Annotated in this window: 12 protein-coding genes; all 12 read right to left on the reverse strand. The window is 70.8% G+C overall.

Annotation, left to right across the window (positions count from 1 at the left end):
• Positions 1–74: 74 nt before the first annotated feature.
• Positions 75–704 (reverse strand): amino acid synthesis family protein, encoded by a 630-nt coding sequence (locus tag B9O00_RS15585; RefSeq protein WP_085123618.1) that lies wholly within the window; start codon positions 702–704, stop codon positions 75–77.
• Positions 701–1084 carry a carboxymuconolactone decarboxylase family protein gene (locus B9O00_RS15590; protein WP_085123619.1) on the reverse strand — a complete coding sequence of 128 codons (384 nt, stop codon included), beginning with the start codon at positions 1082–1084 and terminating at the stop codon, positions 701–703. Before B9O00_RS15590 ends, B9O00_RS15585 begins: the two co-directional genes overlap by 4 nt.
• Positions 1085–1122: 38 nt before the next feature.
• On the reverse strand, positions 1123–1905 hold the full coding sequence (locus B9O00_RS15595; protein ID WP_085123620.1) for an alpha/beta fold hydrolase: 783 nt from the start codon (positions 1903–1905) through the stop codon (positions 1123–1125).
• A 41-nt stretch (positions 1906–1946) separates the two neighbouring features.
• Positions 1947–2261 (reverse strand): NIPSNAP family protein, encoded by a 315-nt coding sequence (locus B9O00_RS15600; protein WP_085123621.1) that lies wholly within the window; start codon positions 2259–2261, stop codon positions 1947–1949.
• Positions 2258–3394 (reverse strand): ABC transporter ATP-binding protein, encoded by a 1137-nt coding sequence (locus B9O00_RS15605; protein ID WP_179243953.1) that lies wholly within the window; start codon positions 3392–3394, stop codon positions 2258–2260. Before B9O00_RS15605 ends, B9O00_RS15600 begins: the two co-directional genes overlap by 4 nt.
• Before the next feature lie 41 nt (positions 3395–3435).
• Positions 3436–4263, reverse strand: coding sequence for an ABC transporter permease (locus tag B9O00_RS15610; RefSeq protein WP_143596250.1), 828 nt, complete (start codon positions 4261–4263; stop codon positions 3436–3438).
• On the reverse strand, positions 4260–5099 hold the full coding sequence (locus B9O00_RS15615) for an ABC transporter permease (RefSeq protein ID WP_085123624.1): 840 nt from the start codon (positions 5097–5099) through the stop codon (positions 4260–4262). The genes B9O00_RS15610 and B9O00_RS15615 overlap by 4 nt, the downstream gene beginning before the upstream one ends.
• Positions 5100–5147: 48 nt before the next feature.
• A complete protein-coding gene (locus B9O00_RS15620) occupies positions 5148–6269 on the reverse strand; it encodes an ABC transporter substrate-binding protein (protein WP_085123625.1) in 1122 nt (373 codons plus the stop codon).
• A 51-nt stretch (positions 6270–6320) separates the two neighbouring features.
• Positions 6321–7403, reverse strand: coding sequence for an LLM class flavin-dependent oxidoreductase (locus tag B9O00_RS15625; protein WP_085123626.1), 1083 nt, complete (start codon positions 7401–7403; stop codon positions 6321–6323).
• Between the two features lie 33 nt (positions 7404–7436).
• A complete protein-coding gene (locus B9O00_RS15630; RefSeq protein ID WP_085123627.1) occupies positions 7437–8954 on the reverse strand; it encodes an aldehyde dehydrogenase in 1518 nt (505 codons plus the stop codon).
• A gap of 5 nt (positions 8955–8959) precedes the next feature.
• Positions 8960–10021 (reverse strand): flavin reductase, encoded by a 1062-nt coding sequence (locus tag B9O00_RS15635; RefSeq protein WP_159460228.1) that lies wholly within the window; start codon positions 10019–10021, stop codon positions 8960–8962.
• A gap of 123 nt (positions 10022–10144) precedes the next feature.
• Positions 10145–12007, reverse strand: coding sequence for a helix-turn-helix domain-containing protein (locus B9O00_RS15640; protein WP_159460229.1), 1863 nt, complete (start codon positions 12005–12007; stop codon positions 10145–10147).
• Positions 12008–12149: the final 142 nt, after the last annotated feature.

A 12149-nucleotide genomic window follows, 5' to 3' on the forward strand; every position in this document is an offset into this window, starting at 1 on the left:
CGGACGCTCGACAGCATGAAGCGCTCCGGCCGGAGGGCCGCCCGGCCCGAGCGGAGACCGCGCCGCGCTCCGGCTCAGGCGGCGGTCACCGGGGCCTCGGCGGGCCGTCCGGCCTGGTCGACGCCCATCTCGGCCATGTCCTGGTAGCGGTCGCCGATGCGGTGGTGCGGGCGGCCGCCGGTGGCGGCGCCGATGGCGACCAGCAGCTCGTCCGGGCCGGGCGCGTCGGCGATCGAGAACTCGTAGGTCAGGAAGTGCGAGCGGGCGCCGCGCCGCTCCTGGACCTTGTGGGTCATCGGCACGGCCACCGCGCAGTTCGGTCCGCCCCGCTTGTTGGTGAAGGACAGGAACGAGGTGCCACCGGCCGCCTCGCGCAGCTGGTTGCCGAAGCGCAGCGTGTGGATCATCGCCGAGCCGTGCTCGACCTCGCCGTTGGTGCCGACGACCGCGGCCTTGCCGTAGGCCTCGACCGCTGCGGCGCCGCCGGCCGCCTCGAGCAGTCGCGGCACCAGCAGCGCGCCCAGGACCGGCGCGACCTCCAGGATCGCCGGCCGCAGGTCCTCGACGAAACCCTGCCCGGCCCAGGGATTGCGCAGCACCGCCGCCGCCGCGACCATGCGCAGCGGCCGCGGCGCCGCGCGGCCGCCCTCGACCAGCGTGTCCTCGACGAAGGTGACGACCTTGCGGACCGAGGGATGGCTCATGACTGCTGCTCCATTTCCTTGAGAACCCGGTTGGCGATGCGGTGGCACTCGACCCCGGCGGGGATGCCGCAGTAGATCGCGATCTGGGTCAGGATCGCCTTGAGCTCGCCGAGGCCGACGCCGTTGCGCAGCGCTCCGCGGAAGTGCAGCTCCCACTCGTGCATCCGGTTGAGCGCAGCGATCATGGTCAGGTTCAGCATCGAGCGCGTCCTGGCGTCGAGCGTCTCGTCGCCCCAGGCGGTGCCCCAGCAGTACTCGGTCACCAGTTCCTGGAAGTCCCGCGAGAACTCGCTGGCGTTGGCCAGTGACCGCTCGACGTAGTCGGCACCCAGCGTCGCCTTGCGCTTGGCCAGCCCGCGCTCGAAGCGCTCCTCGTCCATGGCGTCGTCTCCTCGGTGAGTCGGAAGGGTAAGCGCCGTCAGCCGGCCAGGAAGGCCTCGAGGCGCTCGGCGATCAGCTCCGGCACCTCGGCCAGCAGGCTGTGCTTGAGGCCCGGCAGGATGACCAGCTCGGAGCGGCGGATCTGCTCGTGCATGAAGCGCGCCATGCGCGGGTTCGAGCCGACGTCGAACTCGCCCGTCAGCACCAGCGTCCGGTGGCCGATCTCGTGCAGGCGCGGCCCCATCTCGCTCTGGCCGAAGACGCGGTAGGCTTCCAGGTAGGACGCCTTGTCGTTGGCCACGAGCTCGGCGATGCGGCGGGCGATGCGATCCGGATGGGCGGCCGCGAAAGCCTCGGTGAACCAGCGCTCGCGGGCGGCGCCGGTGACCGCCTGGATGCCGTCCTTCTCGATCATCTCCAGCCTGCCGACGACCTTGGCACGCTCCTCCTCGGTGCGGTTGGCAACGGCCGAGATCAGCGCCAGGCGGTCGATGCGCGCCGGCCAGCCGACGGCCAGGCACTGGGCGATCAGGCCGCCGAGCGAGAAGCCGGCGACGTGGGCCCTGTCGATGCCGAGATGGTCGAGCAGCGCCACGCTGTCCTCGGCGAAGGCCTCCAGCGAGAAGCGTCCCTCGATCCGGGCCGAGGCGCCGTGGCCGCGCAGGTCGGCACGGATCACCCGGAACCGCCCGACGAGCCGGCGCGCCACCTCGTCCCAGCTCTGCAGATTCGCGCCGACCCCGTGGATCAGCACCAGGGGCGGCCCCTCGCCCTCGTCGACATAGTTCAGCCGCCGGATGCCGTCGTCGAAGATCGTCATGAATCGTTCCTGCCGCGGCCGGCCGCGGGCGCCGGCCCCTGTCACTGGAGGGGCGAGAAGTCGGTGGGCTGGAGAATGCGGTTCTCCATCGCCTCGAGCGTCGCGGTCAGTTTCTTGGTGAAAGCCTGCCACTCGGGCTTGGACGCCAGCTCCCGGCGACGCGCTGCGCGATCCTCGAGATCGCGGTAGCCCCAGAGGTGCACGACGTGGTTGAGCGGGCCGATCTCGGTCACGAAATAGCCGATCAGGTTGCCCAGCACCGGCTGCTGGATCGCCAGTCCCTCGCTGCGCACGAGCTCCAGGTAGGTCTGCATCATGCCCGCGCGGATGCGATAGATCCGTTCCTCGACGATCACTGTCCCGTTTCCTTTCCATCTGCTTCGTCCGAGCCGGCCGCGACCTCCAGGGCATTCGCGTTGGCCGCCCGCCAGCCGAGTCGCACGAGGTCGCCCGGGCCGAGCCCGCTGCGCTCGGCATCCTGGGCCTGCTGGCGGACCACGACCTCCTGGCCGTCGGCCAGCCGCAGCAGGTACTTCCGCGAGAGGCCGAGGTAGACGACCTCCTGCACGCGGCCCTCCAGCCGGTTCTCCGGCTCGCCCCCCCCGCCGGCCGCGCTGCCGTCCAGCAGGCACAGCCGTTCCGGCCGGACCGCCACGACCGTCGGGTCGCCGACCGCGAGATCGCCGTTGCGGCGGGCGAGCAGCGGGCCGGCCGGCGAGGCGATGCGGCAGAGCTCGCCCTGCAGAGCCTCCACCCGTCCCTCGAAGAAGTTGGACTCGCCGAGGAAGCCGGCGACGAAGCGGCTGCGCGGCCGCTCGTAGAGCTCCTCCGAGGCGCCGATCTGCTCGATGCGCCCGTGGTTGAACACCGCGATGCGGTCGCTCATGACCAGGGCTTCCTCCTGGTCGTGGGTGACGTAGACGATCGAGGCGCCGAGCTCGCGGTGCAGCCGCGAGATCTCGAGCTGCATCTGCTCGCGCAGCTGCTTGTCGAGCGCGCCGAGCGGCTCGTCCATCAGCAGCAGCGGCGGGCGGAAGACCAGCGCACGCGCCAGGGCGACGCGCTGCTGCTGGCCGCCCGAGAGCTGGCGCGGATGGCGCTGGCCGTAGCCTTCGAGCCCGACCAGGGCCAGCGCCTCCTCGACGCGCCGGCGGATCTCGGCCGCCGGCACGCGCCGCATCTCAAGCGGGAAGGCGATGTTCCTGGCGATCGACATGTGGGGGAACAGCGCATAGTGCTGGAACACCACGCCGATGTTCCGCTGGTGCGGTGGCAGCGGGTCGATCGCCTGGCCGTTGAGGCGGATGTGCCCGGCGCTCGCCGACTGCAGACCGGCGATGATCTGCAGGGTCGTCGTCTTGCCCGAGCCCGAAGGTCCGAGAAAGGTCACGAACTCGCCGGTCTTGAGGCTGAGATCGACGCCGTCGACGGCGACCACCGGGCCGTACTGCTTGCGCAGGCCCTCGATCTCAAGGATTCCCTCGGCCATGGCACCTCTGTTGCGGGTCGAACCGGGTGATGGGCTGCGGCTCATCGCGCGCCTCCGGCGCTACGCCGGCGCGCCAGATGGTCGGCGAGCAGCGCGAGCAGCGAGAAGCCGAACAGCAGCGTCGCGATCGCCGCGATGGTCGGGTCGACGTCGCCGCGGATGTTCGACCACATCTGCACCGTGACCGGCCGGACCCGCGGCGTGCTGATGAACAGCGAGACGATCAGCTCGTCGAAGGAGGTCACCATCGCGAAGAGCAGCCCCGACAGGACCGCCGGCAGGATCAGCGGCAGGGTGATCCGCCGGAAGCAGACCAGGGGCGAGGCGCCCAGCGTGCGGGCGGCGTCCTCGAGGCGGGCATCGACCACCGAGAGGGCGGCGCCGACCGTGGCGACGACGTAGGGCACGGTCAGCACCGTGTGGGCCAGGATCAGGCCGGGCAGCGTGCCGTTCAGGCCGATGTGCCGGAAGAAGCCGAAGATGCCGGCCGCGGTGATGATCACCGGCACGACCACCGGCGCCATCAGGAAGCCCTGGATCGCGGCGGCCGCCGGCAGCCGCGAGCGGGCCAGGCCGTAGGCGGCGGCGGTGCCCAGCAGCGTCGCGAGGATCGAGGTCGGCACCAGGATCTCGATGCTGGTGATCAGCGAGCGCAGCCAGACCGGGTTGCCGAACAGGTTGTCGTACCACTGCAGGGACAGGCCCGGTGGCGGGAACGACAGGAAGGGCGCCGAGGAGAAGGAGATGATCAGCACGATGACCAGCGGCGCCACCAGGTAGAGGCCGACCAGCACGCAGATCAGGGCGCGCAGCCGGTGCCACCAGACGGCACCGCGGCCGGCCGCGGAGAGCTCCTCGCCGCCCGTCATCGGCGGCCCCACGGCGCCTGGCCGCCGACGAAACGGCGGACCAGCGCCAGGCACAGGGCCGTGCCGGCGAGCAGCACCAGCGAGAGCGCGCCGGCGAGGCCCCAGTTGCCGAAGTTCGAGATCTGCTGCTCGATCAGCTGGGCGATCATGATGTCGCGCTGGCCGCCGAGCAGCGCCGGCGTGATGAAGTAGCCGAGCGAGACGATGAAGACCAGCGTACCGCCGGTCATCAGCCCGGGCAGGCTGAGCGGCAGGTAGATGCGCAGGAAGTTGCGCAGCGGCGGCGCGCCGAGGGTCGCCGCCGCCCAGCTGCAGCTGCGGTCGATCCGCAGCATCACCGAATAGAGCGGGAAGATCATGAAGGGCAGCAGGATCTGCGTCATGCCGATCAGCACGCCGGTGCGGTTGTAGACGAGCGCCAGCGGCCGCTCGGTCAGGCCGAGCCAGAGCAGCAGGTCGTTGATCAGGCCCTGGCGCTGCAGGATCACCATCCAGGCGAAGGTCCGGACCAGGATGCTGGTCCAGAAGGGCACCAGGACGACGAAGGTCAGCAGGCGCCGCACGCGGGGGCCGCCGTGGGCCATCGTATAGGCGAGCGGATAGCCGATCACGGCGCAGCACAGCGTGACCAGCAGGCTGATCACCACGGTGTTGAGCAGCACCTTGAGGTAGATGCTGCGCTCGTAGAGAACCTGGAAGTTGGCGAAGCCCCAGTGCGGCTCGCTGATGCTGCGCAGCAGCAGCCAGAACACCGGATAGGCGAAGAACACGAGGAGGAGGGCGCAGGCGGGCAGGACCAGCAGGCCGTAGCCCCCGGGCTTCAGAGATCCTTGCACGCGGCCCTCCCCTCGCAAGCTGTCAGGCTGTCGGACGCTCGCAGGCCGTCAGGACAGCTTCCATTCCGACCAGCGCTGGGCCAGCTCGTCGAGACGCTCGCGCCAGAACTCCGCATTGATCACGAAGCCCTTCGCCGCGTTCTCCGGCTTGGTCGACAGCCAGGGCGCGATCTCCTTGTCGATCGAGGCGAAGGCGTCGGGGTTGGTCGGCGAGTAGGCGATCATGTTGGCCAGCTTGGCCTGGTTCTCGGCGACCGTCATCTCGTCGATCAGGCCGTGGGCCGGGCCGAGGTTCTTGGCGCCCTTGGGGATCACCAGGTAGTCGACCGACTGGATGTTCTGGCCCCAGTCCAGGTCGATCGGCGCGCCCTTCTTGGCGGCGTCGTAGACGCGGCCGTTCAGGATCGTGCCGCAGCTCACCTCGCCGTCGGCCAGCAGCTGCTGCGACTGGGAGTTCGTCTCCCACCAGACGACGTTGTCACGGATGGAATCGAGCTTGCCGAAGGCGCGCTTGATGCCCTCCTCGGTCGCCAGCACCTCGTAGACCTTGGCCGGCTCGACGCCGTCGGCCATCAGCCCGATCTCGAGCTGCGGCGCGACGCGGTCTCGCATCAGGCGCTGGCCCGGGAACTTCTTCAGGTCGAAGACGTCCGCCCAGCTGGTCGGGTGCTTGCCCTTGGGGATCAGGTTGGTGTTGAAGCCGATGTTGTAGGACCAGGCGATGCAGCCCATGCCGTAGTCGTGCACGAACTCGGGCTTCAGCCGGTCGGTGTGGATCTTCGAGCGGTCGAGCTTCTCGAACAGGCCGCTTTCCACGCCGTTGTAGAGGAACTCGATGGTGACATCGACGACGTCCCAGTCGGGGCTGCCGCCCTCCACCATCGTGCGGAACTTGGCGTTGTTCATCGGGCCGTCCTGCAGGACGGTGGCGCCGGTCTTCTTGGCGAAAGGCTCGCAATAGGCCGCCTTCTCCGCGTCCTGGTAGGAGCCGCCCCAGCTGGTGAAGACGACGGTCTGACCGTCGAAGGCGCCGGCCCGGGCCGCAGCGGGCCAGCCCAACACACCGGCCGCCGCCAGCGCGGCACCGCCACCGAGGACGCTCCGGCGGCTGACTTGCGCGTCCTTCAGGGACGAGAGGAAATGCTCGAGCCCGTCACTCATCGTCTTCATCTGCTTGTCTCCCCATGTTCGAACGTTGAAGCTTCCGGTTCTGCCTTCCGTTCAGGCGCTGTGGGCCCTTGCCGGGCTCGATCGCTCGTCGTCCTCCGTCTGGAAATGCGGCATGACCCGCTCGATGAACAGCTCGAGCGAACGCAGGGCGGCCTTGCGGTCGAGGCCGAAGGTCGCGCCGTAGCAGAACACGTCGACGCCGGCCTGCTCGTAGAGCTTGAGCTTCTCGACGACCTCGTCGGGCGTGCCGAACAGCATGTTCTCGCGGACGTTCTCGGGCTGGTACTCGTCGCGGTTGGCCACTGCGTCGAACGCGACCGGCTCGGGAAAGCCGTTCTCGACCGTGCCGATGTTCTTGAAGAGGTTCTCGAAGCACTGACCGTAGCGGATCGAGGCCTCGACCGGCAGCCGCCAGTCCTCGGCGCGCTCGTAGACGCAGGCGCGGCGCAGCATCAGCAGGCGCGGGCGCGGCACGGAGGGGTGGTCGGCGACGGCCTTCTCGAACTTGTCGGCCAGCACCTGGACCTCGGCCGCCGGACGCGACAGCGGGGTCGTCATGATGTCGCAGCCGTTGGCGACCGCCCAGTCGAAGGTCCCGGGATCGCGCGCCGCGACCCAGATCGGCGGGTGCGGCTGCTGCAGCGGCTTCGGCACCGAGGTGGCCGCCGGGAACGACCAGTAGTGGCCCTCGTGGGCGTAGTCGCCGGCCCACAGCGCCTTCACCGCCGGCACGATTTCCTTGAGGTACGCCACGCCTTCCTGCTGCGGCATGCCGCCGGCCATCCGGTCGAACTCGTACTGGTAGGCGCCGCGCGCGATGCCGAGCTCGAGACGTCCGTCGGTCAGGCGGTCGGCCAGGGCCGCCTCGCCGGCCAGGCGTATCGGCTGCCAGTAGGGCGCGACGATGGTCGCGGTGCCGAGCCGGATGCGGCTGGTCCGGGCCGCCCAATGGGTCAGCGTGATCAGCGGGTTCGGCGAGATCGTGAACTCGATCGTGTGGTGCTCGGCGGTGAAGGCGATGTCGAAACCGCCCTGGTCCGCGAGCTTCACGAGGTCCAGCGCGTGCGCGATCACGCCGCGCATGTCCTCGTCGGCGCTGAAGCGCTCCATGGTGACCGAAATTGCGAACTTCATGGCGATCTTCCCCGTAAAGATGAAGGCGGGCGGCTACTTCAGCCGCATCACGAAGGGGTCGTGCGTCTGACCCGAGTAGTCGACGACGACGCTCTTCAGGCGCGAGAACTCGCGCACCGCCTCGAAGCCGTTGTGCTTGCCGTAGCCGCTGTTCTTGAAGCCGCCCGAGGGCGACATGAAGGAGGCCGAGCGGTAGGTGTTGATCCAGACCGTTCCGGCATCGACTTCCCGGGCGAAGCGCAGGGCCCGGTCGATGTCCCGGGTCCAGACGCCGGCCGCCAGGCCGTAGTCGGTGTCGTTCGCCTTCTCGATCAGCTCCCGCTCGCCCGAGAACTTCATGACGCAGACCACCGGCCCGAAGATCTCGTCGCGGGCGACCCGCATGTCGTTGCTCGCGTCGGTGAAGACCGTCGGCTCGAAGTACCAGCCGCGGCCCAGGCCCTCGGCCTGCGGCCGGCGGCCGCCGGCCTTCAGGGTCGCGCCGTCTTCGACGCCCCAGGCGACGTAGCGCGAGACCTTGTCGAGCTGGGCCTCCAGCGCCAGCGGCCCGAGCTGCGTGTCGGGCGCCGCCGGATGGCCGATGACGATCTTGCCGGCCTTGTCCAGCAGCCGCTCGAGGAGGTCGTCGTAGATGCGGTCCTCGACGAAGACCCGCGAGCCCGCGATGCAGGTCTGGCCGGCGGCCGCGAAGATGCCGGAGACGACGCCGGTCGCGGCGCGCTCGGCGTCGGCGTCGGCGAAGACGACGTGCGGGGACTTGCCGCCCAGCTCCAGGTTGCAGGGCGCGAGATGGCTGGCCGCGCTGGCGGCGACGCGCCGGCCGGTCTCGGTGCCGCCGGTGAAGCACACCTTGGCCACGCCGGGATGCCGCGCCAGGGCCTCGCCGGCGGTGTGGCCGTAGCCGGTGACGACGTTGAAGACGCCGGCGGGAAAGCCCGCCGCCTCGACCAGCTCCGCGAAGGCCAGGGCCGAGGCGGAGGTGTGCTCGGAGGGCTTGGCGACGACCGCGTTGCCGATCGCCAGGCAAGGAGCCAGCGACCCGGCCAGGAGATAGAGGGGCGAGTTCCAGGGCACGATGACGCCGACCACGCCGAGCGGCTCGCGCAGCGTGAAGTTCAGCATGTCGGGCTTGTTGATCGGCACGACGTCGCCCTGGATCTTGTCGGCCATGCCCGCGAAGTACCCGTAGATCTCTGGCAGGGTGCCGGCCTGGGCCCGCATCTCCTTCAGCAGCTTGCCGTTGTCCCGGGTCTCCAGCTGGGCCAGCGTCTCGGCGTGCTCGGCGATCAGCTCCGCCAGGCGCCGGACCATGCGGCCGCGATCGGTCTGGGTCAGGCGCCGCCAGGCCGGGTCGGCGAGCGCGCGCCGCGCCGCAGCGACCGCCGCGTCGACGTCGTCCGCACCGGCCTCCGCGGCCTCGTACCAGGGCTCCCCCGTCGCCGGATCGAAGCTCGGAAGGTAGCGGCCGCTGCGTGGCTCGAGCCACTCGCCGCCGATGTACAGGCGGGTGCGGGAGCCGGCGATGCTTTCCGCGGTCGTCTCGAGTGTCATGGCTGTCATCGTTCCCCGAATCGCGAGAGGTAGCTGTCGAAGGTCTCGGCGCGCTCGAGGCGCGCGACGCGCCCTTCGTCGGCGAGCTCGCTGTAGACGCCGAACTGGTCGATGGTCCGCTCCCGGAAGAACCGCCGCAGCATGCCCTTGAGCTGGATCGGGGCGAGCGCGTTCCAGGGCACGTCGGCCTCGGCGAACAGCTGCGCCTGGCGGCCGGCGGGCGGCCCGCCGCGCAGCTCGCCCCGGTAGACGATGTGCACGGCCGGGACGGCGGCGCCCGGATCGCCGGCCGCACCGGCCTCGCCTCCCTCGAAGACCGAGTAGAGGAAGGTGATCTCGACCTCGACCGAGAGCTCGCGGAAGACCCGCTTGAGCGGCCCCAGGTCGCGCCCCGGCGCGGCGCCCGGCGCACCGGGACGTTTCTCGGCCGGCTGGTCGAGGGCGGCGCGCGGCAGCGTCCAGGTCTCGCCGTCCCGTTCGAGCAGGACGCGGCCGGCGCGCTCCGCGATGCAGCTGACCACGACCTCGCGGCCGACCGGCCGGGCGACGGCGGCCTGCTGCACGCCCAACGGGACGTAGCCGCCCTGGCCGAACACCAGCGGCCTTCCCGGCAGGACCGCATAGTCCTCGATGCGGCCGATCAGGATCAGATGGTCGCCGGCCGGCACCCGGGCGTGGACGCTGCAGTCGAGGCTGACCAGGCTGCCGTCGATGCGCGGAGCGGCGGTCGCGCCGGCCGTCCAGGCGAGCCCGGCGAAGCGGTCCGCCGAGCGTTTGGCGAAGACGTCGCAGACGCCGCGCTGGTCCTCGCTGAGCACGTTGACGCCGAAGCCGCCGCAGGTCTCGAGCAGCGGCAGGCTCGAGGAGCTGTTGGCGATGCAGACCAGGATCAGCGGCGGATCGAGGGAGACCGAGGTGAAGGAATTGACGGTGAGGCCGCGCGGCCGCCCCTCCGGGTCGACGAGCGTGACCACGGTGACGCCGGTGACGAAGTTGCCGAGCGCGGCCCGCAAGGCCTGCGGCTCGATCGCTCCGCTCCGCGCCGCGCTGTTCCCTTCTCCCGGCACCCGCTTTCCCTCGCATCCACTCGACACGAGGCTAGGGGCCGCCGCCGGCCTGCGCATGCTATGCACCGTAGGAACCGACGGGGCCGGCGTCGTAGCTTCAGCAGGAAGGCATCGCCGGCCGGATCAGGCGTCCGCGCCGGCGCGCCCGATCGCCCGCAGACGCAGCGCGAGGGCCAGGCGGAAGCGCGCCTCGGGCTCCTCGAGGTCGATGCCGAAGAGCTCCTGCAGGCGCTTCAGCCGATAGCGCAGCGTCGAGACGTGGATGCCGAGCCGGTCGGCCGTCGTCTGAAAGCGGCAGGACTGGTCGATGAACGCCCCGGCGGTCTCGAGCAGGTCGGTCGCGTGGGCGCGGTCGTAGGCCTCGACCGGGCCGACGGCCTCGTCGACGAAGCTGCGCAGCGCCTCGCTGTCGAGGGCCGACAGCAGCAGCGCGAAGGGACCGAAGTCCTCCTGGCGCAGGATCCCGCGCCGGTCGAACATCGCGGCCAGGGTGAGCGTCCTCAGGCAGTGGTCTCGGGCGGCCCGGAACTCCTTCGGGTGTCGGCAGAGCGGCCCGACCGCGACCCGCAGCGATCCGCCGGTCGCCCACTTGAGGGCATCCTCGACGCGGCGGGAGACGGCGCCGGCCGCCGTGGCGGAGCGCTCCGGCACCCCGAGGAACACGGCCGCCTGCTGATCGACGACGAACGCCTCCGGCAGCGAGCGGCGCAGGGAGCGGACGACGCCCTGCGCCGAGGCGGAGGCCGCCCGACCGCGGGCGATCGGACCGGACGCCGGCGGGTCGAGGGCGAGCAGGCGGAACGGCTGCGACAGGTCCACGCCGAGGCGCGCGGCACGCGAGAGGATCTGGTCGCCGTGCTGCCAGTCGCCCTCGGTCAGGCGCTCGAAGAGGTCGGCGAGATCGTGAGCCTCGCGCCGCAGCTCGCTGTGCCGGCGCATCATCTGCGCGCTGAGCGCGAACTTCGCCTCCTGGGCGATCAGCCGGTCGAGATCGTCGAGCGCCTCGCTGCGCGGAAAGATCACCAGACCGCCGACGGTCTCCGAGTCGACCTGCAGCGGTTCGACCAGCGCCCGCCGGACGATCGGAAGGCCGCAGGCCGACAGGTCGAGCGGCTTCGGCTCGCGGAAGTCGGCGGGCTGGGCGCTGCCGGCGAGCCGCGCCAGCGCCCGGCCGGCCTCACCGCGCAGCGCCGCCGCCCATTCGCAGTCGCCGATCGACTCGGGCTCCGGGGAGCGGCCGCCGTAGGTCTCGCCGTCGATGAAATCGAGCACGACCAGGGGCTCGGACAGGATGGTCCCGACCATCCCGGCGATCATCGAGAGCGACGCGCCGCTCAGCACCCGCTCGAGCAGGCAGGAGTTGATCGACAGCGTCCGGCGCAGCCGCTCGCTGCGCTGCCACTCCGCCTGGAACAGCTTCGCCTTGTCGATCGCGATGCCGGCGAGGTGGGCGGCAGTCATCAGGAAGTCCAGCTCCTCGCCGGAGACCTCGAGCTTCTCGGGCGAGTTGACCGCGAGCACCATCTCGCGGCCCTGGGCGTCGCTGCAGCCGAGCGGCAGGATCACGACGCTGCGGTAGGCGCGGGCGATGGAGTCCTGGCGGTAGTCCTGGAACTCGCTGGTCGTCTGGGCGTCCTCGATGATGATCGGGCGGCGCGTCTCGACCACCTTCAGCGACGGGCTGGTCTCCAGCTTCCAGCGGGTCGGCAGCTCGGTGTCGCGCGCGATCGTCGGGTCGTAGCGTGCCACCAGCTCCGAATAGCCGGTGGCACGGTTCACCGCCATGATGCCGCTGCGCGCCCAGGGCGGCGCCCCGCAGACGGCGAAGGCGATGCGCTGCAGCACGCTGTCGAGATCGCCGCCGCTGTTGACGAGGCTGCTGATCTCCCGCAGCCGGCTCAGGTGGTGCGCCTCCGCCGCGCTCGCCGAAGCCGGCGGCCGGGACGCCGGCGGCGACGGTGCGACTGTCTCCTGCTGGAATGCCATGGGTCTTCCGGTTGGGGCCGAGCCGACGGTCGACGGCCCGCCGGGCAATGCTAGCGCCGGCCGCCGGCCGGGTCGAGCGAGCGCCACGGCCGACGTCGTCAGTCTCGCCGTCACCCCCATGATCGGCGGGAGTGCCGATGAA

This window comes from Tistlia consotensis USBA 355, from assembly GCF_900177295.1.
Classification (GTDB): Bacteria; Pseudomonadota; Alphaproteobacteria; order Kiloniellales; family DSM-21159; genus Tistlia; species Tistlia consotensis.

Bases quoted from the DNA above. Each gene is read 5' to 3' on its own strand.
- B9O00_RS15640 (WP_159460229.1), bottom strand. From the start codon at position 12,007: ATGGCATTCCAGCAGGAGACAGTCGCACCGTCGCCGCCGGCGTCCCGG.
- B9O00_RS15590 (WP_085123619.1), bottom strand. From the start codon at position 1,084: ATGGACGAGGAGCGCTTCGAGCGCGGGCTGGCCAAGCGCAAGGCGACG.
- B9O00_RS15620 (WP_085123625.1), bottom strand. From the start codon at position 6,269: ATGAAGACGATGAGTGACGGGCTCGAGCATTTCCTCTCGTCCCTGAAG.
- B9O00_RS15605 (WP_179243953.1), bottom strand. From the start codon at position 3,394: ATGGCCGAGGGAATCCTTGAGATCGAGGGCCTGCGCAAGCAGTACGGC.
- B9O00_RS15585 (WP_085123618.1), bottom strand. From the start codon at position 704: ATGAGCCATCCCTCGGTCCGCAAGGTCGTCACCTTCGTCGAGGACACG.
- B9O00_RS15610 (WP_143596250.1), bottom strand. From the start codon at position 4,263: ATGACGGGCGGCGAGGAGCTCTCCGCGGCCGGCCGCGGTGCCGTCTGG.
- B9O00_RS15630 (WP_085123627.1), bottom strand. From the start codon at position 8,954: ATGACACTCGAGACGACCGCGGAAAGCATCGCCGGCTCCCGCACCCGC.
- B9O00_RS15595 (WP_085123620.1), bottom strand. From the start codon at position 1,905: ATGACGATCTTCGACGACGGCATCCGGCGGCTGAACTATGTCGACGAG.
- B9O00_RS15625 (WP_085123626.1), bottom strand. From the start codon at position 7,403: ATGAAGTTCGCAATTTCGGTCACCATGGAGCGCTTCAGCGCCGACGAG.